This is a genomic window from Methanococcus voltae (genome assembly GCF_017875395.1).
GTDB classification, from domain to species: domain Archaea; phylum AGJL01; class Methanococci; order Methanococcales; family Methanococcaceae; genus Methanococcus; species Methanococcus voltae_C.
The window spans coordinates 19,025-44,210 of record NZ_JAGGMO010000006.1 but is presented as its reverse complement, the minus strand read 5'-3'; the positions used below and the strand labels follow the sequence as shown (position 1 = coordinate 44,210).

The 25,186-nt window shown below is 30.1% G+C and carries 19 protein-coding genes; 18 read left to right on the top strand and 1 reads right to left on the bottom strand.

Annotation, left to right across the window (positions count from 1 at the left end):
- The first annotated feature begins 95 nt into the window (after positions 1-95).
- The 16 genes from J2127_RS06845 (at position 96) to J2127_RS06770 (ending at position 20,968) form a co-directional block, all read left to right on the top strand.
- Positions 96-1,058 (top strand): RsmD family RNA methyltransferase, encoded by a 963-nt coding sequence (locus J2127_RS06845; protein ID WP_209732825.1) that lies wholly within the window; start codon positions 96-98, stop codon positions 1,056-1,058.
- A 647-nt stretch (positions 1,059-1,705) separates the two neighbouring features.
- A complete protein-coding gene (gene fdhF, locus J2127_RS06840; protein ID WP_209732824.1) occupies positions 1,706-3,739 on the top strand; it encodes a formate dehydrogenase subunit alpha in 2,034 nt (677 codons plus the stop codon).
- 115 nt (positions 3,740-3,854) lie between these two features.
- Complete coding sequence (locus J2127_RS06835) at positions 3,855-4,988, top strand: Coenzyme F420 hydrogenase/dehydrogenase, beta subunit C-terminal domain (protein ID WP_209732823.1); 1,134 nt, start codon at positions 3,855-3,857, stop codon at positions 4,986-4,988.
- A gap of 666 nt (positions 4,989-5,654) precedes the next feature.
- Positions 5,655-6,539 carry an rRNA adenine N-6-methyltransferase family protein gene (locus tag J2127_RS06830; protein WP_245326503.1) on the top strand — a complete coding sequence of 295 codons (885 nt, stop codon included), beginning with the start codon at positions 5,655-5,657 and terminating at the stop codon, positions 6,537-6,539.
- 214 nt (positions 6,540-6,753) lie between these two features.
- Positions 6,754-7,590, top strand: coding sequence for a nitrogenase iron protein (gene nifH, locus J2127_RS06825; protein WP_209732822.1), 837 nt, complete (start codon positions 6,754-6,756; stop codon positions 7,588-7,590).
- Between the two features lie 307 nt (positions 7,591-7,897).
- Positions 7,898-8,938 (top strand): protease inhibitor I42 family protein, encoded by a 1,041-nt coding sequence (locus J2127_RS06820; RefSeq protein WP_209732821.1) that lies wholly within the window; start codon positions 7,898-7,900, stop codon positions 8,936-8,938.
- A 212-nt stretch (positions 8,939-9,150) separates the two neighbouring features.
- Entirely contained in the window at positions 9,151-10,686 is a 1,536-nt protein-coding gene (locus J2127_RS06815) for a radical SAM/SPASM domain-containing protein (RefSeq protein ID WP_209732820.1), read from the top strand.
- Positions 10,687-11,153: 467 nt separating this feature from the next.
- Positions 11,154-13,964: a right-handed parallel beta-helix repeat-containing protein gene (locus J2127_RS06810; protein ID WP_209732819.1), complete on the top strand. Its 2,811-nt coding sequence runs from the start codon at positions 11,154-11,156 to the stop codon at positions 13,962-13,964.
- 362 nt (positions 13,965-14,326) lie between these two features.
- The gene (locus tag J2127_RS06805; protein WP_209732818.1) at positions 14,327-14,689 is read left to right on the top strand and encodes a NifB/NifX family molybdenum-iron cluster-binding protein; all 363 of its coding nucleotides are present in this window, start codon (positions 14,327-14,329) and stop codon (positions 14,687-14,689) included.
- 73 nt (positions 14,690-14,762) lie between these two features.
- Complete coding sequence (locus J2127_RS06800) at positions 14,763-15,674, top strand: P-loop NTPase (RefSeq protein WP_209732817.1); 912 nt, start codon at positions 14,763-14,765, stop codon at positions 15,672-15,674.
- Positions 15,671-16,594 carry an ATP-binding protein gene (locus J2127_RS06795; RefSeq protein WP_209732816.1) on the top strand — a complete coding sequence of 308 codons (924 nt, stop codon included), beginning with the start codon at positions 15,671-15,673 and terminating at the stop codon, positions 16,592-16,594. Before J2127_RS06800 ends, J2127_RS06795 begins: the two co-directional genes overlap by 4 nt.
- 285 nt (positions 16,595-16,879) lie before the next feature.
- Entirely contained in the window at positions 16,880-17,233 is a 354-nt protein-coding gene (locus J2127_RS06790) for a hypothetical protein (protein ID WP_209732815.1), read from the top strand.
- Between the two features lie 123 nt (positions 17,234-17,356).
- Complete coding sequence (locus J2127_RS06785; RefSeq protein ID WP_209732814.1) at positions 17,357-17,689, top strand: NifB/NifX family molybdenum-iron cluster-binding protein; 333 nt, start codon at positions 17,357-17,359, stop codon at positions 17,687-17,689.
- A 262-nt stretch (positions 17,690-17,951) separates the two neighbouring features.
- Positions 17,952-19,031 carry an ATP-binding protein gene (locus J2127_RS06780; protein ID WP_209732813.1) on the top strand — a complete coding sequence of 360 codons (1,080 nt, stop codon included), beginning with the start codon at positions 17,952-17,954 and terminating at the stop codon, positions 19,029-19,031.
- Between the two features lie 89 nt (positions 19,032-19,120).
- Positions 19,121-20,134: a VWA domain-containing protein gene (locus J2127_RS06775; protein WP_348635422.1), complete on the top strand. Its 1,014-nt coding sequence runs from the start codon at positions 19,121-19,123 to the stop codon at positions 20,132-20,134.
- 66 nt (positions 20,135-20,200) lie between these two features.
- Entirely contained in the window at positions 20,201-20,968 is a 768-nt protein-coding gene (locus J2127_RS06770) for a sugar phosphate isomerase/epimerase family protein (RefSeq protein ID WP_209732812.1), read from the top strand.
- A 251-nt stretch (positions 20,969-21,219) separates the two neighbouring features.
- Here J2127_RS06770 and J2127_RS06765 read toward each other — a convergent pair whose 3' ends face one another.
- The gene (locus tag J2127_RS06765) at positions 21,220-22,590 is read right to left on the bottom strand and encodes an ABC transporter substrate-binding protein (protein WP_348635421.1); all 1,371 of its coding nucleotides are present in this window, start codon (positions 22,588-22,590) and stop codon (positions 21,220-21,222) included.
- Between the two features lie 355 nt (positions 22,591-22,945).
- On the opposite strand from J2127_RS06765, the gene J2127_RS06760 reads away from it, so the two are divergent.
- Together J2127_RS06760 and J2127_RS06755 are read left to right on the top strand one after the other, a co-directional pair.
- On the top strand, positions 22,946-23,989 hold the full coding sequence (locus J2127_RS06760; protein ID WP_209732811.1) for a FecCD family ABC transporter permease: 1,044 nt from the start codon (positions 22,946-22,948) through the stop codon (positions 23,987-23,989).
- A gap of 26 nt (positions 23,990-24,015) precedes the next feature.
- Positions 24,016-25,182, top strand: coding sequence for a FecCD family ABC transporter permease (locus tag J2127_RS06755; protein WP_209732810.1), 1,167 nt, complete (start codon positions 24,016-24,018; stop codon positions 25,180-25,182).
- Positions 25,183-25,186: the final 4 nt, after the last annotated feature.

The window sequence follows — 25,186 nt, the reverse complement described above, 5'->3', positions numbered from 1 at the left end:
TTATAGTAATTCAATATTTAATGTAACTTAATTTGTATTATTGATTTTTTGTATTATTTATTTATTAATTTATTAATTTTTTAGGGTGGGAAATTATGATATCGAGGGGCGAAATCATACAAAAAATAAAGTCATATAAACCGTGTGACGAGTGTAATACTCCAATTTCAAAGACTATTCCAATAAAAAATCTTAATTTAACCGAAAGGAAACGAAACTGTCACTGTGGGCGTGCTCAGATAGATGACGTAATGTTAGATGTGGCTAATGTAATAATAGACTATAATGAGTTACCAAATGGTATAACTAAAGATACAATAGCGTTAAAAGATGTTGGTATGCCGATGATTGAAGCAGGTTATCCTTTAAAATATGCTCCTGTTTTATCAAAAAATGACTTAGTTTTGTTGAATAATTACGTATCAAAAGAATGTGCAAACGAAATTATAAAAATACCAGAAATAAAGTCTGTTATATCAAATTTAAACGAAAATTCAACTGATAAAAAAGAATACACGCGTATAAAAACCGTAAATAATTCGGAATATACAAATAATTTAATTGCAGGGGATGACTTCCGATGTGATATCTTCCCGGTGAAATCATTATCCACATGTGTAATATCCTGTAAAAATCAATCAAAATTACATATTGAATTTCCTAGGCCATTTAACCCAAAAATAAATAAGATAGAGCGATTAAATTTAAAGGATAAAGTGGTATTGGATGGTTTCTGCGGTTGTGGTACGTTAGGAATGGTAGCTTTAAAAAAAGGTGCAAAAAAAGTCATTTTTTCAGACATAAATAAAATAGCACTTTATGATTTAGAGTACAATTTAAAAATAAATTTTGGTGAAGAAATCTTTGAAAATAATAGAGTTGAAATAATTCATTCGGACTTTATGAATTTAAATTTTAGCGATATAAATTCTGATATTAATAAGTCTAATGTCTCCAATTCGATTGATATATGTTTTGTAGACCTTTTTCCTAATATGGAACCCGAAAAATTTTTAGAAAAAGCTAAAAAACTATCAAAAGATGTAATTTTAATATAATACTTTTTAAAACTTTTTAATATTTCAAAAAAACAAATTTATTCATTTTTAAAGTTAAATACGCTTAATAATCTATTTTTATAAAAAAATGGTTAACTATATATACTTACGTTGTATATGATAATAATCATATATAGTTACATCTTGTATTTAAACCTTTTTTTTTAAATTAATTCGACATTTGGATATATTATAAATAACATATGTGAGGGTAGTGTCCCACAAGACCACTATATTCACACATATATCGTATGTGTTTAAAATAACATTTGATGAAGAATATAAAAAAATAATGAAAATAGAATAAAATACAAAATAACATCTAAATTAATTAATCTTTGATAAATAACAATTAATAAATTGCTAAAATTAATTTAACAACCCATATGTGAATTATTTTCTTAAAATCTTTTAAATTAGTTAATTCAAAATACTATAATGGATAATACGAACCTTAAAAATATAAAATAAAATAAAAATAGGCATAAAATATTTTTATATTGTAATTCAATCCCTAAACGAGTTGTAATATAAATATATAAGGTCATATGCTTTATTAATGTTTTATTTTTACGTATTATCGTAGGTTATACCTTCGAATTTTTAATTTAACTTTTTTAAGAACTATTCATTTAAACGGTGATATAGTGACTGAATTTAAAGTAGTCCATACTGTATGCCCTTACTGTGGTACTGGTTGCGGTATTGACTTAGTAGTTAAAGACGGCAAACTTGTAGACACCCACCCTTTTAAAAGACACCCTGTAAACCAAGGGAAAGTTTGTATAAAAGGAAACTACTGCTACGAGTTTGTACACAGCGAAGATAGACTTACTGTTCCTTTAATCAGAAAGAACGGCGAATTGGTTGAATCAACTTGGGAAGAAGCATTAGACTTAATCGCAAGTAAATTAAAAGGATACAACCCTGACGAAGTAGGTTTCTTCTCCTGTGCTAGAGGTGCTAACGAAGAAAGTTACGCACTCCAGAAATTTGCGAGAGTGGTCATGAAAACTAATAACGTAGACCACTGTGCACGTATATGACACGCTCCTACAGTTACAGGACTTGGCGAATGCTTTGGTTCTGGTGCAATGACCAACTCCATCGGAGATTTGGCAGAAGCAGACGTATTATTTATCTACGGCTCCAATACTTTTGAAGCACACCCATTAGTTGCAAGAAGTATCGTGAAAGCTAAAGATAATGGAGCAAAAATTATAGCAATTGACCCTAGAAGAACACACACTTCAAAAATGGCAGATATCCATATGAAGTTAATTCCTGGTTCAAACATTGATTTAATGAACGCTATAATGAACGTTATCATTACAGAAGGTTTAACAGATGACGAGTTCATCAAAAATAGAACTGAAAACTTCGATGAATTAAAAGAAGTAGTTTCAAAATACACGCCTGAAGAAGTTGCTAAAATTTCAGGAATACCTGCAGAAACTATCAGAGAAGCTGCAAGATTATACGCAAATGCGGATAAAGCAGCGATCATGTACTGTTTAGGTGTTACTGAATATACATTCGGTGTAGATAACGTTAAATCATGCTGTAACCTTGCAATGATTACTGGTAACCTCGGTAAAAGAGGAGCTGGTGTTAACCCATTAAGAGGTCAAAACAACGTTCAAGGTGCATGTGACATGGGTGCATTACCCAATGTATACCCAGGTTACCAAAAAGTAGGCGAAATGACCTCAAAATTAGAAGAATTATGGGGCGTTGAAGGCTTAAGCCCAGAAGTAGGTTTAATGGGTCCTGAAATGTTCGAAAGAATGGGTAAAGGATTCAAATACTTACACATCGTGGGTGAAGACCCAATGGTAGCAGATGCTGATATAAACCACGTTGAGCACGCTTTAAAAGAGTTAGATTTCCTTGTAGTTCAAGATATCTTCTTAACTGACACTGGAAAATTAGCTGACGTAGTTTTACCTGCTGCTTGTTGGGCTGAAAAAGATGGAACTTTCACAAACACTGAAAGAAGAGTTCAAAGAATCAGAAAAGCTGTAGAAGCTCCTGGTGAAGCTGTTCCTGATTGGGTAGTTGTTAAAGAACTTGCTCAAAGAATGGGATACGGCGATAAATTTGCTTTCGAAAGTGCAAGTGATATATTCGACGAAATGGCAAAAGTAATCCCACAATATGCGGGAATGTCATTCGAAAGATTAGGTATCGATGGTTTACAATGGCCTTGTAAAACTCCGGACCATCCTGGAACTCCATTCTTACACGAAGGTAAATTCTTAAGACCTAACGGATTAGGTAAAATTTGCCCTGTTGAGCACAAAGACCCAGCAGAAATGGCAAGTGAAGAATATCCATTCATATTAACAACTGGTAGAATCATATTCCACTATAACTCAGGAACTATGACCAGAAGATGTGAAAGCATCACAAAAGAAATCGATGAGAACTTCATTGAAATGAACATCGAAGACGCTAATAATTTAGGTATTAAAGCTGGCGAAACTGTTAAAGTTTCATCAAAAAGAGGCGACGTAAAAGCTATTGCGAGAGTATCTGACGATATTGTAAAAGGCGTAGTATACATGTCATTCCACTTTAATGAAGAACCTACTAACAAATTAACGAATTCTGCATACGACCCAGTTTCAAAAACCGCAGAACTTAAAATATGTGCTGTAAATGTTGAAAAAATTGAATAATTGAAAATATAATATTGATTATTCAATTTAAAATTTCAATAAATTATTCCACACATATTTTAATCTAAATAATTTACTCATATTTTAACATAATATCAAAATCAAAGGTGATAATATGGATTATCTTCTAATTAAATCAACTGACGAAGATATTTTAAAATATGGTGAATGTGGTGGAGCTGTTACTGCATTATTCAAGTATCTTCTAGATAGTAAAGTGGTTGACGGAGTTTTAGCACTCGAAAAAGGAGCAGACGTTTATGACGGAGTTCCTACGCTTATCAACAATTCAGAAGAACTTGTTAATAGCTGTGGTTCCTTACATTGTGCTCCTACAATGTTTGGAAGCCTTATTCATAAGCACTTGAATGATATGAACCTTGCAGTAGCTGTAAAACCATGTGACGCCATGGCAATAATAGAATTAGAGAAAAGACACCAAATAAACAAAGACAACGTTTATACAATTGGTTTAAACTGTGGTGGAACTGTTCCACCAATGGTTGCTCAACAAATGATAGAATTATTCTATGAAGTAGACCCATTCGACGTAATCAAAGAAGAAATAGACAAAGGTAAGTTTATCATTGAAATGAAAGACGGAACCGAAAAAGCTATTAAAATTGATGAGTTAGAAGAAAACGGCTACGGTAGAAGAGAAAACTGTCAAAGATGTGAGCTTAAAATCCCAAGAAACGCAGACCTTGCATGTGGTAATTGGGGAGCTGAAAAAGGTTGGACTTTTGTAGAAATTACATCTGAAAAAGGCAGAAAATTAATTGAAGATGCTGAAAAAGCAGGTTACATTGAAACAAAAGAACCATCTGAAAAAGCATTGATTATTCGTGGAAAAATCGAACAATCAATGATTAAGCTCGGTAAAAAATTACAAGCTAAATACTTAGAAGCTGAATATCCAACTGATGAAAAGTGGGATGAATATTGGGATAGATGTGTAAAATGTTACGGTTGTAGAGACGTATGTCCAGTATGTTCCTGCAAAGAGTGCGTTTTAAACCAAGATATCCTCGAAAAAGGTATGATGGCACCTGAACCTTCGTTCTTCCAAGGTGTAAGGTTGTCTCACGTTGCAATGAGCTGTATAAACTGCGGTCAATGTGAAGATGTCTGTCCTATGGAAATACCTATTTCTAAATTATTCCATAAGTCACAGTTAAAGTTAAGAGACGCTCTTGGTTACGTTCCAGGTGTAGATCGTAAAATGCCATTTTTTGGTAATAGCAAGTAAATATACCTAAATATCGAATAAAATAAAGATAGTACAACATAAATCATAAATATAATGTTTGGATCGTATAGTTTTATGATCCAAACCAATTCCCCCAATCTCAATCATATAATTCATAATATTGGTAATATTAATAATATGTTGAAAATTATATTATAAAGTTATTAGACATAAACCTAAACTAAATATTGCCTAATAAGTCACAAATTAGTAATCTACAAACGGAAATTAAATAATTTTAGAAAATATACATATTTAGCACACTAATATATATAATATACAAATATATCTATTTTTTTTGTGAATTAATTTTGTTTTAGTTAGTTATTATTGGGTATAATCCATTATAATTTGTTGCTTTATTTTTAGTTATATTTTTAGTTATATTTTTAGTTATATTTTTAGTTATATTTTTAGTTATATTTTTAGTTATATTTTTAGTTATATTTTTAGTTATTTTACTAACGTTTGCCCAAATATCATATAAGTAATTATTAATAGGAGTAAATTAAACAATATCTAAGAGTAATATTAATTTATCAAATAGTATTATTATCATTATAATATTATTATCATTATAATATTATTATCATTATAATATTATTATACTAACTTACCTAATTCAATTAAAATATTGTTGTTGAAGTTTGACATACGGGTGTAATTATGAACTCAAATTCAAATGATAAAATGGATTTAATAAATTTTAACTGGTCAGAGTACTGGATAAATAATTATTCAGGCATTAACCATAAATCTAAGGAAGATTTAGTAGATTTTTGGGATAAATTTTCAGAAAATTATGCAAAGCACATTCTTACAAATGAAAATTTAAATGGAGATATAAAAAGAAATGTAGAAAAATTTAAAGAAATTTTTAAACTCGATAAAAATACGACTATTTTGGAGATAGGCCCAGGACCAGGTACTTACACAATACCTCTCGCAAAGATTGTAAAAAACATCACTGTTATAGAGCCATCAACCGGAATGTCGGAAATACTTTTAAAAAGAGCTAAAGAAGAAAATATCGATAATATAACAGTTATTAATAAAAGATGGGATGATGTAGAGTTACATAAGGATTTTGAAAAACATGACTTGGTATTTTCATCGTATTCATTAGTCGTGGAAAACATGGGTGAAAGTCTTTTAAAAATGAACGAATCAAAAAATAAATATTGTGGAATTCTAACTTTTGGAAATTTGCCAGTCCATAAAGACATATATGTTAAAATTGGCGATTTATTGAATATCGAAAATACTAAAAAGGGCGACTTTGGTCTTAATTATATTTTAATAAACAATATATTAAACCAATATGAAATCTATGCGAACATAAATATTCACGAAAAATCATTTTGCCAGTATTTCAATAACGTAGAGGAAGCTTTTAAAAAATATAAATCGGGATATACTAAAACAAGAGATTTGGAGCTGTCTGAAAATCAAATTAACGATATTAAAGAACTTTTAGAAGGTATACTTACAAAAACCGAAGATGGCTGGACATACAATACAGAATCAAAAGAAGCTTTCTTATGGTGGTAATATTAAAATTCAATTACCTATTTTTTTTATATTATTATAACTAAAAGTAACTATAATTAAATTTAAATAAACATATTTTTATAATAATTAAAGTAACTTTTATTAACGTTATTGATATTATTCGTATTATTAATATTATTATATAATATAACTTACTATTAATTTTGATATTAAAATAGAGTATATTAAAATAAAATAGATATAAGGTGTGATTATGAGGAAATTTTGTATATACGGTAAAGGTGGAATCGGAAAATCCACAAACGTTGGCAATATGGCGGCTGCTTTAGCAGAAGACGGTAAAAAAGTTTTAGTAGTGGGTTGTGACCCTAAAGCAGATTCTACGAGAACATTAATGCACGGAAAAATAAATACCGTTTTAGATACTTTTAGGGATAAAGGTCCCGAATATATGAAAATTGAAGATATTGTTTACGAGGGTTTTAACGGCGTTTACTGTGTTGAAAGTGGTGGTCCTGAGCCAGGTGTTGGCTGTGCGGGACGTGGTGTTATCACTGCGGTTGATATGTTAGATAGGTTAGGTGTTTATGACGAACTAAAACCTGATGTAGTTATTTACGACATCTTGGGAGATGTAGTCTGTGGCGGTTTCGCAATGCCACTCCAAAAGAAACTCGCAGAGGACGTGTATATTGTAACAACTTGCGACCCTATGGCTATTTACGCGGCAAATAATATTTGTAAAGGTATCAAAAGATACGGAAACAGGGGTAAAATAGCACTCGGAGGTATTATATACAACGGTAGGAGCGTTGTAGATGAGCCAGAAATTATCAATAATTTCGTAAAAGGGATAAACTCTCAAGTTATGGGTAAAGTACCTATGAGTAATATCATAACAAAAGCGGAACTTAGAAAACAGACTACAATAGAGTACGCCCCTGACTCTGAAATTGCAAATAAATTCAGAGAACTTGCAAATGCTATTTACGAGAATAAAAAAACTACTATTCCAACTCCATTAAGTGAACAGGGTTTAGATGAATTAACAGAAAGTATTGAAGAATTAGTTAGAAGAAAATATGAATAATTTATTATTTATTTTTTACTAGTTATTTACTAATTATTTAATATTTATTTTTTATTTATTTATTTTTAAATTATTATCTTTTTTGGCTTATTTTTATTTTTTATTTTATTTTTTATTTTATATTTTTATCCAAATTATTTTAATCAATTAATTCTATACTTTACATATTTAAATATGCAAATCTAAAAATATGACAAATTATATAACGGTATTATTTTATAATATTTAATGGGCTTAAAAGAGGATTGACGGGACATATTTGCCTAATTGAGAGGTTCAAATAATATAAATTAAATAGGGGGAAAAGATGGAGAATAAGAAAATTGGAGATATAAACACAAAAGCAAAAGAAAGGTTTAAAGTTGACCTTTATACAAATGGGGGTATTCCATATGTGTGGGGCATATCGTATATTCCTGATTTTGTAACTTTCGTGGACAAAACTATAACCGTTATTGACCAAAGACCTGGTGGGCGGGTAAAAGTAACATTTGAATTTTTAGCAATGGAAAAAGGTCAAGATTATTTGGGATTCAAACTTGTACAACCTTTTGGGGATTTTGAAGTGGCAGAAGAAGTTTCTTATGCTTTAATCGTTGAATCAGCAAGTACTAGCCGAGCTAAAAATGAAATGAAAAGTTTAAACGCTGCTATAGGGGACAGCAAATTCTTAAAAATTGCTCCTGAAGCACTGAGCACACTTGTAAATGAAAAAAACATTCAAGCCTATAAGGACCCTGAAACAGGCGGTATAATTGTAGTCTATGGAGCACCAACGCCACCAGACCCTGTAACAGATTATGGAGTACCTTGTTTGACTGCAAACGCTGATACGATACCTCCATTACTATATGGAATACCTTGTCTATCTGCACAAACAAATATATGTATTCCACCTTATGGATTTTCAAGACAATTTTACGACCCAATTGTAGCATATGGCGTAAATTGTGCGCCTAATACGGCAGTTGCAAATGTAGGAAGTACACAAACACAAATGTTGTATGCTGCGCCTATGGTAATAGAAAGCAAGGAAAATTGTCTACTTAAATATGGTACACCATGGGGCATCTCTAGAAATTCTGAAGAATGTATTTTAAAATACGGAGTTCCAATATTTGACTGTGAAAATGCACAAGGCGATGATTGTATACTAAAATACGGATTCCCTGTGCGTATTGAAAAAACTACTGAAGATTCAGAACGTTGCGTTGTAAAATACGGAACTCCAAGTGGTATTGCTAAGAATGCCAATGAATGTAATTTGAAATACGGATTCCCAGTGGGTTTCATTGAACATCCAAACTGTATAGTTAAATATGGATTCCCAGATGGGACGTACAAATAATAAAATAAAACTTTAATTAATTACTTATTAACTACCATATTTTTTAAATTTTAAATTTTAAATTTAAATTTTTAAGTTTAATCTTTCTTATTTATTTAATAATATATACTAAAATAATAAAATAATAAGCTAAAATATACTAGAATGGTAAAATAATAATAAAATAATAAAATAATAAAATAAATGATAATCAAGATTATTAGGGGGATATTTTGGAATATAAACCAATAACGGCAGTTTGGGAAATTACTATGGCTTGCAACATGCGATGTAAACATTGCGGTTCAAGTTGTAAAGAGCCATTACCTGATGAATTATCAACAGCGGAAGCAGTAAAGTTATCTCAAGAGATTGGGGATTTGGGGTTGAAATGGATAACTTTATCCGGGGGAGAACCTTTAGTACGAAAAGATTGGCCAGTAATAGCCCAGGAATTAACTGATAATGGTGTTATCCCAAATATGATTACTAACGGTTGGCTTTTTGATGACGATATCTTAAAAAAAGCTGAAAAGACCGAAATAGGCACCATGGCTATAAGCCTCGACGGTTTAAAAGAAACTCATGATTATATGCGTATGAATGGTTCATACGATAGGATTATGAATGCTTTTGAACTTATGCGAGACTCTAGTGTTACCGCAGGTGCAATAACAACAATTCATAACAAAAATATAAATGAACTTGAAGAACTTAAAAATGTGTTAATCGATAAAGGGGTAAAACTTTGGCAAATGCAGATAGGTTTACCGATGGGTAACTTTGTAAACCATCCTGAATTAATTATGAAGCCTGAAGACGTTAACAGGATAATTGATTTTGCACATGACTCTTTAAAAGACGATATTGTCATATTCCCGGCTGATTGTATAGGTTATTATAACCTTAAAGAACTAGAAGTTCGTAGAAAAGCTTATCCCGCAGAATACGACGTTACGTGGAAAGGTTGCACTGCAGGTAAGCGTAGTTTTGGTATATTACATAACGGTGAAATTTTGGGTTGTACATCCATTAGGGATCGAGAATACATCGAAGGAAATGTCCGTGAAACTTCATTAAAAGATATTTGGGAGAATAATGATAATTTTTCATGGAGTAGAAATATGGAAAAATCCAAATTGGGCGGACTATGTAATGAATGTATTTACGGGCAAATGTGCTTAGGCGGTTGTCCAAATACAAGATTAACAATGAATGGTACGATTTATTCAGAAAATAATTATTGTTCATACGTTGTAGCAATGAATAAGGCATTAAAATGGTTGGATAGTATAAATGATTTTGATACTTTAAAAAGTATGGCTGGTAACTTTACTCGTGCGGGCGATTATCAAATTGCTAGTATGGTATTAGACAAGGCACTTTCTATTAATCCAGAAGACACCGAATTATTAAGTTATCAAGGCTTCGTAAGTTTTATGTTGGGTAACTACGAAAAGTCAAAAATGGTTAACGAAAAAGCTCTTTCAATCGCTCCTGATGACGCATATCTTAATAAAGGCATGGGTTTATCCCTTTCAAAATTGGGCAAACTTGACGAGGGTATGAACTATCTAAATAAAGCTATGGATTTAGCAGATGAAACTTATTTAGACCCTTATTACGATACTGCAGTTACATTGATAGAATATGGTAAATACGAGGATGCTTTAAATGTTATAAAAAAAGCTACGGATAAATATCCTCAATTTGAACCTACGGGCAGGTCGTTAAAAAATATGATTAGGGGCCATAAATCAATGACTTAATTTTCTTTAGTTTATCTATTATTTTTTATTTCTTTTATTTCTTTTAATTATTAGTTTATTTGTATTTTATTTATATTTCTATTCTTTTTATTTCTTTTATTTCTTTTTATCCCATCTTTTTTATTTTGTTTTATAGGCCATACTTTTTTATCTTTTAATTTTTTAGTATTACTTTTAAATATTTTTTAATCCTAAATAACTTAATCATAGTCTAATTATTATTAAATTAATTATTTAGTATCCAATATTATAAAAATGTATTTTTATCGTGTTATTTATGAAAATATTAGTTTAATATTGCATATTTGCTTTTATGTGGATATAATGGCAATAAATAAATATTATAAAACATAGATATGAAACTATTAAATTATATTATAAATCTAAATAAAATAGACTATTATTTAGCATATTAACTAATCAACTAATCATTTTTGATAGGTGAAATCATAACAATCAATAAAAAATTGTTTTTAGTAACGATGTTTTTTCTGTGTGTTTTTACAGTAGGTAATGTACATGGAGTTACGGCTACGCCACAAACATACGTACTAAATGCAGAAAACTTAACGAGTACGTATACAATTACCTTACCGGGAGTTTACGTAATAAATTGTAATCTTTCAGATATAAACGTTCCAGGTAATTTAATTAATATACGTGTGGATAACGTAGTAATCGATGGAAATAACAACTGGTTAAATAATACTAAAGGGTTATCGTCTACACTTATTTATGTTGACGCTGCAGGTGCAACAATTAAAAATGTTAAAGCCAAAAACTGGGCAATTAATGTTTTTGCAACTAAAGACGACATCACGGTAGTTAATAATAAATTTTTGGATACCATTAACTTTGCAATACTTACCGCGGGTGCTTTTCCAGGTTTAGAGAATATGAACGTTTCCAATAATATTATAAATAATGTATCATATACGCCAATAAAACTTCAATCATTTAAATATGCAACAATTTATAACAATACCATTACTAACTTTGGCATAAATGGAATTGAGGGATTTAATAGTTATTATATTAATATAACTCATAATACAATAGTGAATAATAGTTTTACGAGTATAGGATTGGGAGGAGATGGTTTTGGAATATCTCTTTCAACACATGGTTCAATAATTGCATACAACACAATACAAAATAATTCTTATGGGGGAGCTTTATACCTTAATACGGGAAATTCTCCTGAATATAATTATATATACTCAAATAATTTCATAGACAATAGAAGAGCTGCTAAAATTGATTCTTATGAAGGTAATGAATTTTACAGTCCAAAATCTATAAGTTATACATATAAAGGTCAAAAATATGACGGTATAATGGGTAATTATTGGGATAATTGCACAAGCCCTGCAGACACAGATGGTAATGGAATAAGAGACGGAAATCACTCTTTAGTTATAATGGGCGTTCAAGAAAATGATACTCATCCATTGGTTGAAAAATGGGAAAATTATTTCAGTAGTGGTAGTGTAACACCCGTAGAAAATAAAACAAACAAATCCTCAATAATTCACATCAATAGTTCAACATACGATAATAATAGGACAATAATTGGTCCTGGAACTTACATATTGGATGAAGATATCACAGATATTACAAATGGTATCGTAATTCAGTCAAGCGATGTAGTAATCGATGGAAATAACCACAAACTTGGTACAGATTCAACTGCTTTGGACGTTATACAAGTTTACAAAAGCGGTAAAATCTTCGATAACATTACAATCAAAAATTTGAAAATAGAAACTCCATTAAATTACAAATGTAATGGAATTATGATAAATTCTTCCGTAAATAATCTTACAATTGAAAATTGTGACATAACATTACATAATGGTACTTACGGAATTGGATTTAGTCCAAATGACGTAGAAAAATCTTTAAATTCACCTATAATCAATAATAACAATATCATAATTAAAAATGGTATAGATATTGTAGGAATTGGTACGGATAAAATAAACTATGTAATAATAAATACTTCAAATAATTCAGATTCAAGAATTTCAAATAACAATATAATTATAAGTGGAAATCATAGCAAAGCTATTAACTTTGGATATTCAAACGTACCAATGGAAAATTTAAACATATATATGGATGTTTTAAATAATTCGGGTGAGTTAATTTTTATACAAGATATAGAAAATACTCATATAAAAGACTGTAATTTCAAAATGACGGGTAAAAATAACAGTACGGGAGTATTGCTATATACTGTTACATTAAAAAACATGTTAGTTAGCAATTCCACGTTTAATATTACCACAGACGTATATGGTGTATGTGTATGGAATTGGCACGGTTCAGATAATATAACACTCGTTGGAAATACATTTTTCGGAGTAGATAGTAAAGACCCTAATAATATCCCCGCATTTGGATTTACGATGGTAGGTCCAATTACAAATAGTACAATATATTTAAATGACTTCTTGGCTGGTCACATGGTTGCCTGGGGGGCTTTAATAAACTGTACGTTTGAATCACCAAACAGTATCAGATATCAATACAAAGTAGATGGCAATGTATACAACAGTAAATTTGGTAACTATTGGTTTAACTTCAATGAATCAGTGGGAAAAGAAAATCCTGTAGATAATGGTAAAGGATTCACAACAAAGCCATATTTTATTAGGGCATTTACTGATAATTATTCAAGATATGCTACATTAGATAATTACGTATTAAATTATAAGGGAAATAATAAAACAGATTCCAATAAAAATACTAATAATAACAATAATAAAAATTCTGCTAAAAAAATGATTAAAAAAGCAGAACAAGAAGGAACCAAAAACGGTTTTAATTCAAAAAACATAAGGGACACCGTAACAAATTCTAGAATTATTGCAGATGACAAATTTGATAAATCAATTGCAGAAGATAATTTAAAGGAAAATATCCAAGATTCTGAAGATGTAGGACAAGAATTAGACGAAAGCCTGGATACACTTACTGATGATGTGATAGTTGTTGGAGGTCCTGTAGTTAACAGATTTGCAGAAACACACAATAATAAGTTCTTAAAGCCTATAAACAATGAAAACCCTGGAGAAAATAAAGGAGTTATTCAAGTTTTAAAGGTTCAAGATGTTAGTTCAAACATTGTAGCAAGTCACTACGTGATTTATATTGCAGGTTCTGACAGATATGGAACACAAGCAGCTTTAGAATACTTTAAAACATTAAATGAATTGCCAGAATCACCAATAACTATCCAATGGACAAATGAGGGACCAGTTTTAGTGGAGTAACCTTTTGATGAAACTTTTTCTAAAAGTTTCATGGACAAATGAGGGACCAGTTTTAGTGGAGTAACCTTTTGATGAAACTTTTTCTAAAAGTTTCATGGACAAATGATGGACCAGTATTGGTTGAATAATTTTTAGTATAAATTATAATTAAATAATTTCTTTTTTCTTTTTTCAATAATTTTATTATTAATTTTATTAATCCAACATTAAATCATTAAATCATTAATCTTTTAACATAATATCAATATAATATCAATATAAAATCTATTTTTGCACATATGTGCATAATTATATATATGACAATTTACAGACTAAAAACTGAATATAATAATAAAAATAAAAATAGAAAACGAAGTGATATTATGAAAATATGTATTACAAGTACAGGGAAGGACTTAAACAGCAATTTTGAACAAAGATTTGGAAGAAGCTCATATTTTATAATTTATGATACCACCGCCAAAGAATTCGAAGCAGTGGACAATGGCAATACTTCATCAGCACACGGGGCAGGCATTGGTTCAGCACAATTGATAATCGAAAAGAAGGCAGAAGTTTTAATAAGTGGTAATATAGGTCCAAATGCTAAATCAGTTCTTGAATCAGAAGGTATCAAAGTATTGAAAGGTACTGAAAGTACAGTTAAGGATAATATCGTTAAGTTTGAAGAAAATGCTTTGGAAGAAATAAAAAAGGCAGGAATGCCACATCAGGGAATGAAATAATCAAACTATCGTTAAAACTCTATAAATTAATAATATAATCACTAAAAAAATAAACATGAAAAATTGTGAAATCATGAAAATTTCAATACTAAGTGGAAAAGGGGGAACGGGCAAAACGACTATTTCCACTAATTTAAGTTATTACATGGCTTTAAAGAATTATAATGTACAATATTGGGACTTTGATATTGAAGAACCAAATGGCTTTATATTTTTAAATCCCAAAATCGAAAAAAACGAAACCGTAACTTCAAAAGTGCCGGAAGTAGATGAAAATTTATGCACAAAATGTGGAGATTGTGCAAAGTACTGTAATTTTAACGCTTTAGCAATTACAAAAAACAAAGTAATGATTTTTGAGAAATTATGTCACGATTGCGGACTCTGTTATGAAGTATGCCCAGTAAATGCAATTAGTGAAATTTCAAGATCCATTGGTAAAATTAAAATGGGTTACTCGAAAAAAGCTAATCTAAAAGCTACAAGTGGTTTTTTAAATATACAAGAGCCTACAGGGGTTCCAATAATTAAAAAAATGAAAGAAATCATGGATTTTAGTACTTCAGGTACTTCAAATACTATAACGTCAAATACTATGGATACGATACACATATTAGATGCACCTCCAGGTAGCTCTTGCAACGTTTTGAACACCGTAAAGGATTCTGATTTTTCACTTTTAATTACAGAACCTACAAAATTCGGATTACACGATTTAAATATAGCAGTAGGTGTTTTAGACTATTTAAACATTCCCTACGGTGTAATAATAAATAAATCTAACGAATATGATAATATAATCGAAGATTACTGCAAAACTAAGGATATTGAGATTATTGGGAAAATTCCTTTTTCAAAAGAAATTGCCAAAAATTATTCAAAAGGAAATCTTTTAATAATGGATACCAAACTTACTAAGTCAAATTTGTTTACCAAAAATATGGATATAATTTTCTCAAACCTCAAAAGGAGGTTAAATTTATGAAGAAAATAGTAGTTTTAAGTGGAAAAGGGGGGACGGGTAAAACAACAATTTCTTCATCTTTTGCAAGGCTTATGAATAATAAATATCACAAATTAAATATTGCAGACTGTGACGTTGAAGCCCCTAATCTTCATTTAATGTTTAAAAATGAATTAATTAATCAAGAAGAATATTATGGTTCAAAATCGGCCATTATAAATTACAATATTTGTAATAATTGTAAATTATGCTATGAAAGATGTAGATTTAACGCAATAGCTATGAAAGATGATTTAGTCACCATTAACGAGTTGGATTGTGAGGGTTGTGGACTTTGTGAATATATTTGTCCAGTAGATGCAATATCTTTAAATGATGAATTAACGGGATATATAAACGGCTCCAAAATTGGAAATGGGTGTTTATCATATGCTAATTTAAAAATAGGTGCAGAAGGTGCAGGTAAAGTTGTAACGGAAGTTCGAAAAATGGCTGAAAGTTACAATTTAGATGAGAATACAGACGACAATCAAAATTCCAATTTCCCGTATCTATTAATTGACGGTTCACCGGGAATTGGCTGTGTGGTTATTGCTTCATTAACCGGCTGTGATTATGCCATTGTTGTAACTGAACCTACGCAATCGGGTTTAAATGATTTAAAAAGGGTTTTAGAATTGATTAAATTTTTTGATATCCCTTGTTACATTATTATTAATAAATATGACTTAAATGAAGAAAAAACAAATGAGATAGGGGATTATATCAAAATTGTAGGAAATTCTACAAATGATATAGTAGTTATTGGAAAAATACCGTTTGATAAATTGGTAAATGAATCAATACAGAATGAAATACCTATCGTAGATTATAAAAATAGCGAAGCGGGGCTTGCAATAATCAAAGCTTGGAATGAGCTAATATCAAAAATCCATAACTAATATAACTAATAATTAAATAACTAATATAACTAATAATTAAATAACTAATATAACTAATAATTAAATAACTAATATAACTAATAATTAAATAAAAAATTTAAATTAATTTATTTTTAATTTTATTCATTATTTAAAATCTTCTAGATTTATTTTTTTTGAATTTTGAGATAATATGGTAAAATTTATATGCAATGAATAATATATTATATTTTACACATATGTGTAAAATAAATATTAGATTTATTTACTAATTAAATTGTAAAATTGAGTAGTATTGGTGAAAATATGGACTTTAGATTGCACAGAAACTGCATATGTGATAAATTAGGCCTAGAATCTTCAGAGAGGGGTTTAGGTGTTAGACGATTGCTTGCAATGGGCATGACGATTGATGAAATTAAGGAAAAATTTGCTACTAAAAATAATACAATTACTGAAAACGTAGAAAGCACTGCAATCACTGAAATCTTTGACGATAGCGAAATAATCGACGCAAGAGGATTTTACGGTCGAAATTTCAATAGTGCTACGGGTAACCGTGGTTTCGGAAGAAGATGTGGTGCAGGTCGTGCAGGTCGTGGTTTTAACAAACCCGGCAGAGGAGCTGGTTTAGGTAGTGGTTTCGGAAGAAAATTTTAATTTTTTGAATTTCCTTACTTTAAATATAACCATTTAATGAATATTTAATGAATATTTAAGTAATATCTAATTACTACTTAATTACTACATATTTTTAATTTAAAATAAAAAATCGGTGAAAAAATGAAATTAGCAATCCCTATTATAAATGAAAAAGTTTCAGAACACTTCGGAAAATCAGAATACTTCATTTTATACGAAATTAACGAAAATAACGAAGTAGTAAGCTCCAAAAAATTAGAAAATACACCTTGCGGTGACGGTACCCATTCAGGACACGGTAGCACCGTACAATCATTAATGGTAGAAAATCCAGACGCTGTTTTATTTATAAACATGGGTCAAAGAAGTTTAACTGCTTTAGATGGAAAAACAAGTTTGTACAGAGCAGAAGATTTGGATGTAGAAAACACTTTAAAAGAATTTTTAAACGGTAATTTACAAAAAATCCAATAATTAATTACTAATTATAAATTTATCTTTCTATCATAGTTTTTTATTTCTAATTTTAATTTCTTATTTTTTTATTTTTAGATTATTATACCTTTATTTAGTTGTTTAATATTTTTAATTCCCCTATTAAAGTAAATTTTATTTTTATTAAACTTATGTTAAATTTATATAATAGTTCATATAATTACTATTTAAAATAATTTACAGTATTTACCCTAATTTTAATACTAAAAAAGTTTACCAACGGCATATGGAGGCGAATCAAATGGCAAAAAATTTCCATTTCCCATTCACTGCAATAGAAGGACAAGAACAGATGAAAAAAGCGCTACTTTTAAATGCTATAAACCCCTCAATAGGTGGCGTTTTGATAAGGGGTGAAAAAGGAACTGCAAAATCTACAACTGTTAGGTCTTTAACTGATATATTGCCAAAAATGGAAGTTATGGACGGCTGTATATTTAGCTGTGACCCAAAAGGTAACATGTGCGATGAATGTTTATCAAAAAATAAGCCTTATAAAACAGCTTTTAAGGAAATGAAAGTTGTTACATTACCCATAGGCAGTACTGAAGACAGAGTAATTGGTACAATCGATATAGAAAAAGCAATAAAAGAAGGTATCAAATCATTAGATAAAGGTATTTTAGCAGATGCAAACAGGAATATATTATATTTAGACGAAGTAAACCTTTTAGATGACCACATAGTGGATATATTACTTGATGCAGCAGCTATGGGTTGGAATACCATTGAAAGAGAAGGTATTAACATAAGACACCCGTCTAAATTTATATTGGTGGGCACTATGAATCCTGAAGAAGGGGAGTTAAGACCTCAGATATTAGACAGATTTGGGTTAATGGTTAATGTTGATGGCTTAATGGACGTTAAAAAAAGAGTAAACGTAATTAAAAAGGTTGAAGAGTTTAATTTAAATCCTAAAATGGTTTTAGAAGAATATTCAAAAGAGCAAAACCTTTTAAAAGAGCAAATAAGCAATGCGAGAAAAATTTTACCAACCGTTAAAATTGAAAATGATTTGCTTGAGTTTATCTCACAAATATGTATTGAAATGAACATTCCTACAAATAGGGCAGATATTACAGTCGCAAGGACTGCGAAAACGATTGCAGCACTTAACCAGCGCGATTATGTTGTAATAGATGATATAAAAGAGGCTTGCGAGCTTGCATTACCTCACAGAATGAGAAGAAAACCATTTGACCCGCCTACCTTAAATAATGAAAAATTAGAGCAATTTTTTGATGATTTTGAAAACGAAGAAAACCAAGATAACGAAGATAATAATGAAAATAATAGTGAAGACGATTCAAAAAACTAGATGAGCCTGAAATTCAAGAAAATGATGAAATTCAAGACAATAATGAAGAAGAAAGTGAAGAAGAAACCAAAAACAATGAAACTGATAATTTGGAAGAAAATAATAGTTTTGAAATTCCTCAAAATCAAAATATGGATGAAAATTCAGAAACTGAAGATGAAATTCAAGACAATAATGATAATGATAATGATAATGATAATGAAAATTCCAATAATCAGAATACTTCAAATAACAATTTTGAGGAACAATTTGGAGCTTCAGGCAAAATTAATCCAAAAATACTGGATATAAAATTAAATGATAGAATAGAGAGGTACTCTAGCGGTAAACGAGTTAGTAGTTACAGCTCTAAAGGTAGCTATGTAAAATATAAATCTAATTCGAACAACGATATAGCTTTTGATGCTACAATAAAAGCGTCAGCCCCATATCAAAAGTTTAGGCGAGAAAATAGTACTAAAAATCTTTCATTGTATATCGAATCCGAAGATATGAAATATAAGGTTAAGAAAAAAAATATTTCAACACATATCATGTTTGGAGTGGATGCAAGTGGGTCAATGGGAGTTTTGAAACGTATGGAGGCTTCAAAAGGTGCAATTGTATCCTTATTGATGGATGCTTACCAAAATAGGGACAAAGTGTCTATGGTGGCATTTAGAAAAGATAAAGCCGAACTCGTAGTTCCCTTTACTTCTTCTGTAGAGCTTGCAGAAGCTAACCTTATCGGATTAAAAACAGGCGGTAGAACCCCTCTTTACGACGCTTTTACAAAAGCTTATGAAACTTTTGAAATAGAAATGCGTAAAAATCCAAATATGATACCTGTTTTAGTAATGATTAGTGATTTTAAGCCGAATGTAAATATAAACAAAAATTATTTCTCGGAAATTTGTGAAATTGTTGAAAAATTACTTGAACGACATATCAATTTGATATTTATTGATACTGAGAAAAAATCTTTTGTAAAAATTGGTATCGGGGAGAAAATTGCCAAAAAATACGGTATAGATTATTATAATATTGAGAATTTAACCGATAATGATATTTTAGGCACGTTAAATTCATTAAATACTTCAGAATCTAAAATTGTTAATAGTTAATCTGTTATTGACTAATAATACTAATAATACTAATAATAATACTAATAATAATTAAAGGGGGAAATTATGATAGGTGTATCTTCAAGTTTATTCCACGAGACAAAATATACATTGGATGAAGCTTTGGAATTTCTTGAAAAAAGGGTTAATTACGTAGAATTAGTTAGCGATAGCGACATAGGGGTTTTTAAAAACCCTGAACTTCCCCTATCTTATAATTTAGAATATACAATCCACTGTCCTTTGGAAGATATGAATTTAGCTTCTAAATATGAGAATTTAAGGAAAGTTAACGTTGATATAATTGAGCATCTCATAAAAATAGCCGATAGTACAAATGCAAGAGTTATTGTTTTACACCCTGGTTACAATGTTTTTGACAGTATGCGACCCAAGGCGGTTGAAGCGTTTTTAAAAACCATTGAAGATATGAATAGGTTACAAAAAGAGCATTCCGTACAACTTACAATTGAGAATATGCCAAATTATGAAATGATGCTTTTTAAGACACCGGATTCAAATGTTATCGATAGTTTTGGAGACGTTGGAATCACTTTTGATATGGGACACTCATATTTGAATAATAACATAGACGAATTCCTAAATGGCGATAGAGAAATTTTTAATCGTATAAAACACGTCCATATTCACGACAACAATGGGGATTTTGACGAGCATTTAAATATAGGGGATGGTAAAATACCTTTTGAAAATTATAAAAAAGCTTTAAAGGACTTAAATTGTATAAAGATGATTGAAGTTCAAAGTAGACGATTAAATAATGTTGAAGAAATTGACAAAAGTATTTTTGAATTAAAAAAGTTACTTGATTAATAGCATATCTTTTATTTTACCATTATTTTTTATAATATTATTTTATTTTTTATTTTAAACATTGTTTTAAAAATTTAAAAAAAAGAAAAATATTTTATTCTATATTATTCTATTTTATTTTATATTTTTATTATATTTTTATTATATTTTTTATATTAATTACCCATATTAATATAATATATGAATTTAGCTATTATCTACTATTTTGTATTTATTTTGGTATTATTCGACCATAGGTATTATAAAGTCACTTACGCTGTGTAAGGTACTGCAGTACCTGCTTCAGGATCAAAGTGTAACAAGTATTTAGTTGTTTTACCATGGTAAAGTTCAGGATGTGTAATTATTGCCATATCTTCAAGAACTTTTGAAGTTTTTTCTAAACCCGTTTGATAGAAGTCATCTGAGAAACAGAATATTCTACCGTTTTGATATGCTTTGTATTCTGTATATCCCGTATACTGTGTTTTAAAGTTACCTAAGTAACCGAGTGTTGATGAAACTACCCAAACATCTGCATTTTTATTCCTATCAAAGAATGTTTCGTAGCCAATACTTGCACTACCAGTTCCAGTCTGGTCTAAGAATGTATATTGTGTGTTACAGTCTTGTACAAGACCTTTTACAACATAACTTTGTGATTTAGGGACGTATGTACCCCATGATGATGAACTACCCCAAGCTACTAAAGGAGTAGCATCTGCGGTTTGTGTAACTCTTTTAACGTTCAATGCTTTTTTCTCTTGCTCGTTAAAGTATTTTGAAGCTAAATCTTCTTTATCATAGAATGCTGCAAACATTTTTACCCATTCGCATCTACCTAAGAATGTTTGTTCAAGGTATTCTGCATCTGAAACCGGTAAAACATTAGCTTTATCACAAGCTGTTGAAAATGCGTTATTACTCCAAGGGTCTGGATATACGAATGATAATTGAGAATCACTCAATGCAACTATCTTATCTTCCACGGGGGCACTTGAAGAACCTAAGTCTACAATTGTACCACTATTAAGACATGATTCAATTTCTGGGTAGTACCAGTCGTATCCACCACCATAGGTTATACCTTTGATTGAACCGAAAACGCTTCCGTCATTATTTAAAGGATTCATTAAAGCTATCTGTGTTGAACTCATTACTAATGCTTTGGTTAATGGTATATCAACACTTAAATCGTATTTTGAGCCCCAGTTGTCACCAGTAGGATCGATCTGGTCAGTATGTTTTAATAATATTTTTTTACCGGTTGAATCGGTTAATATTTTGTATTCGTAGCTTTCGCCATTGTATGGATTTACTTCGTAGCCTCTAGCATCGTAGTATTTTAAATCCATATTTATTGCATGCGTAATTGAATTACTCATGTCGTCATAATAGTTAAACAAATAAACAACGTCTGAAACAGATATTTTATTATCTGCGTTAACGTCTGCATCTTCTATGTCTAAATTTCTGTTATTAAACAAATAAACAACGTCTGAAACAGATATTTTGCCATCTTGGTTAACATCTCCGAGCCTGTAATCGTAATTACCACTTGCGAAAGTGGACGGGATTACCATAAGCACGAATAACATTAAAAGCCCAATCTTAGCTTTTAAATTTATATTCAAATTAATCACCTTTTAATGAAATGATATCAGCTGTTAATTTTTAATATAATTTTATTTTAGTTATTTTGTCGTATTTTTTACTTCAATAGTTATTTATACGAGTATACCAATTATCGTATTATACTATTATAGTTATTTTTAATATATTTAAACAAAACTTTATTTATTTTCTAAATATATAAATTTATGTTTTTAGAATTAAACTAAAGTCGAGATTTCAAAACCAATAAATATCAACAGGTATAATTATTATTAAATTAAACTTTAATATTTTAAATTTTATTGTAATAATTTATAATACTTCATAATAATTTGTAATGCCATGCCTGCAATACGTACGATAGAAATATATTTCGGTGAAAAATTGAAAAAATTTACAAAATTATGTATTTTACTTAGTTTCATATTGTTTTTTGTTATTTTGTTAAGTCTTATGCTCGGTACAATACCCATTTCTATTTCAGACATCATAGCCTATATTTTAAATGGTACTACTGGAAGCAGGACTACTGACTTATTACTTGCCAAAATGAGGGCGACTAGGACAGCAGGTGCTTTATTGGCAGGTATGGGTATTTCATTAGCGGGAATACTAATGCAGAGTTATTTTAGAAATCCCTTGGCAGACCCGTATTTAATGGGTGCTTCAAGTGGTGCAATGCTAGGTGTTGTGGCGTATGGGATTATAACGTTGTCGTTAACCTCGACACTAGGCACATCTTCGTTTAGCATGGTTTTATTTGCATATCTGGGTACTTTGGTAGTAATGTCTTTAGTTACCGCTATTGCCAAAATAACCAGGCAAGTTTCAACCCTTTTAATATCTGGAATAATGGTAAGTGCTTTAGCATCCGGATTTACAACCATTTTAATATATACTGGTGATATACTAGGGGGAGATGGCGAAAAACTACATGGAATTATTAGTTGGGGTATGGGGGCTGTTAACAACCTCTATTGGAACCAAATAGGTGTTATGGCACTTTTAATAATACCTTTCATGATATTTTCAATATTGGCACTCTCCAAAAATATGGATGCAAATGTTTTGGGGGATAATTATGCAACAAGCATTGGAATAGACCTTAAGTCATTTAAAAGAAAGTTATTATTAATATCGTCCATATTAACAGCTACAGTAGTGGCTTTTACCGGACCTATTGGATTTATTGGTATGTTTTGTCCAATAATAGCCAGACTGATTAATAAGTCTGCAAAGCATAACGAATTAATTCCTTTATCTATCTTGTTGGGCCCAATATTTTTAATAATTGCAGATATTTTAACACGCCCTGGTGTTTTTTTATCGGCAAATGCAAATGCTTTGCCACTCTTATGTCCATTATCGATTATGGGTGCCCCTATTGCAATATATATGTATACAAAATCTAAAAATTTCACGATGTAATGCCTTTAATATAATTGGTGACAAAAATGGATGAAGAAAATAATTTAAAAGATAATTTAAAAGATAATTTAAAAGATAATTTAAAAGAGAATATATTGGATAAAACTAACAATACATTAAATAAAATATATAAGAAAAAATCTTATAAATATCTGGTATTGTTATTTTTATTAATAATCTGTATCATATTGTTTATAATATCTATTTATTATGGGGGAAACGCAGAATCCGTATCTGTAGGTGATATTACTCAGGCAATATTACATCATACGACCGGCGAGGTTTACAAAGATGTAATTATAAAAGAAATAAGGTTTCCTAAGGTATTTGGTGCCATACTCGTAGGTATGGCATTAGCAGGCAGTGGTTTAATGTTGCAGGTTTTATTTAGAAACTTACTGGCTTCTCCATACACTACGGGAATATCAAGCGGAGTTTTACTAATGGTTTCATTGGTACTTTTCGTAAATTCATTTTCGGAATTTTTTAAGGCTTTTATGGGCTACGAAACACTAATAGCGGGTTGGATTGGTGGTTTACTTTCCACGTTAATCTTAATAGCAATAGCTCATAAGTCGTCTGAATCGAATAGTATAATTATAATATCATTACTTGCAAGTTACATGTTTTCTGGTTTAACATCTTATTTAATCAGCAATGCTCCTGTAGACTCAGTTAAACAATATTATGGGTTTTCAATGGGTGAAGTATCGAAATTAACTTTAGACAGTTTATATCCGATGACTTTTGCAATGATAGTGTTTATAATATTGGGTATCTACCTTGTAAAGCCACTTAATGCGTTATTATTTGGTGAAAACTACGCAAAAAGCTTTGGGGCAAATATTAAGCAAATTAGGATTAAAATTTTATTGACTACTTCATTTGTAGTTGGTTTGATAATTCCTTTAGTTGGTTTAATGGCTTTTGTAGGTATTTCAGGACCTTATTTGGCAAGACCGATTATAAAAACCTCGGATAATAGGTATCTACTACCTGCTAGTATGTTAGTTGGCGCAATTTTGATGTTGGTGTGTTACTTGATATCTTTAAAGTATTATTTACCGATAGCATTGCTTACAAATACCAATTCTTTGACTATATTGCCAATAGGTGCCGTATTGGATATTGTAGGGGGTATAGTAGTATTATACTTAATTATTAAAGGGGAGAAAAAACTTATAATTCAATAAAAAA

Coding starts and splice junctions, on each gene's coding strand:
- J2127_RS06845 (WP_209732825.1), top strand. CDS start 96: ATGATATCGAGGGGCGAAATCATACAAAAAATAAAGTCATATAAACCG.
- J2127_RS06835 (WP_209732823.1), top strand. CDS start 3,855: ATGGATTATCTTCTAATTAAATCAACTGACGAAGATATTTTAAAATAT.
- J2127_RS06830 (WP_245326503.1), top strand. CDS start 5,655: ATGAACTCAAATTCAAATGATAAAATGGATTTAATAAATTTTAACTGG.
- nifH (WP_209732822.1), top strand. CDS start 6,754: ATGAGGAAATTTTGTATATACGGTAAAGGTGGAATCGGAAAATCCACA.
- J2127_RS06820 (WP_209732821.1), top strand. CDS start 7,898: ATGGAGAATAAGAAAATTGGAGATATAAACACAAAAGCAAAAGAAAGG.
- J2127_RS06805 (WP_209732818.1), top strand. CDS start 14,327: ATGAAAATATGTATTACAAGTACAGGGAAGGACTTAAACAGCAATTTT.
- J2127_RS06800 (WP_209732817.1), top strand. CDS start 14,763: ATGAAAATTTCAATACTAAGTGGAAAAGGGGGAACGGGCAAAACGACT.
- J2127_RS06795 (WP_209732816.1), top strand. CDS start 15,671: ATGAAGAAAATAGTAGTTTTAAGTGGAAAAGGGGGGACGGGTAAAACA.
- J2127_RS06790 (WP_209732815.1), top strand. CDS start 16,880: ATGGACTTTAGATTGCACAGAAACTGCATATGTGATAAATTAGGCCTA.
- J2127_RS06785 (WP_209732814.1), top strand. CDS start 17,357: ATGAAATTAGCAATCCCTATTATAAATGAAAAAGTTTCAGAACACTTC.
- J2127_RS06780 (WP_209732813.1), top strand. CDS start 17,952: ATGGCAAAAAATTTCCATTTCCCATTCACTGCAATAGAAGGACAAGAA.
- J2127_RS06770 (WP_209732812.1), top strand. CDS start 20,201: ATGATAGGTGTATCTTCAAGTTTATTCCACGAGACAAAATATACATTG.
- J2127_RS06755 (WP_209732810.1), top strand. CDS start 24,016: ATGGATGAAGAAAATAATTTAAAAGATAATTTAAAAGATAATTTAAAA.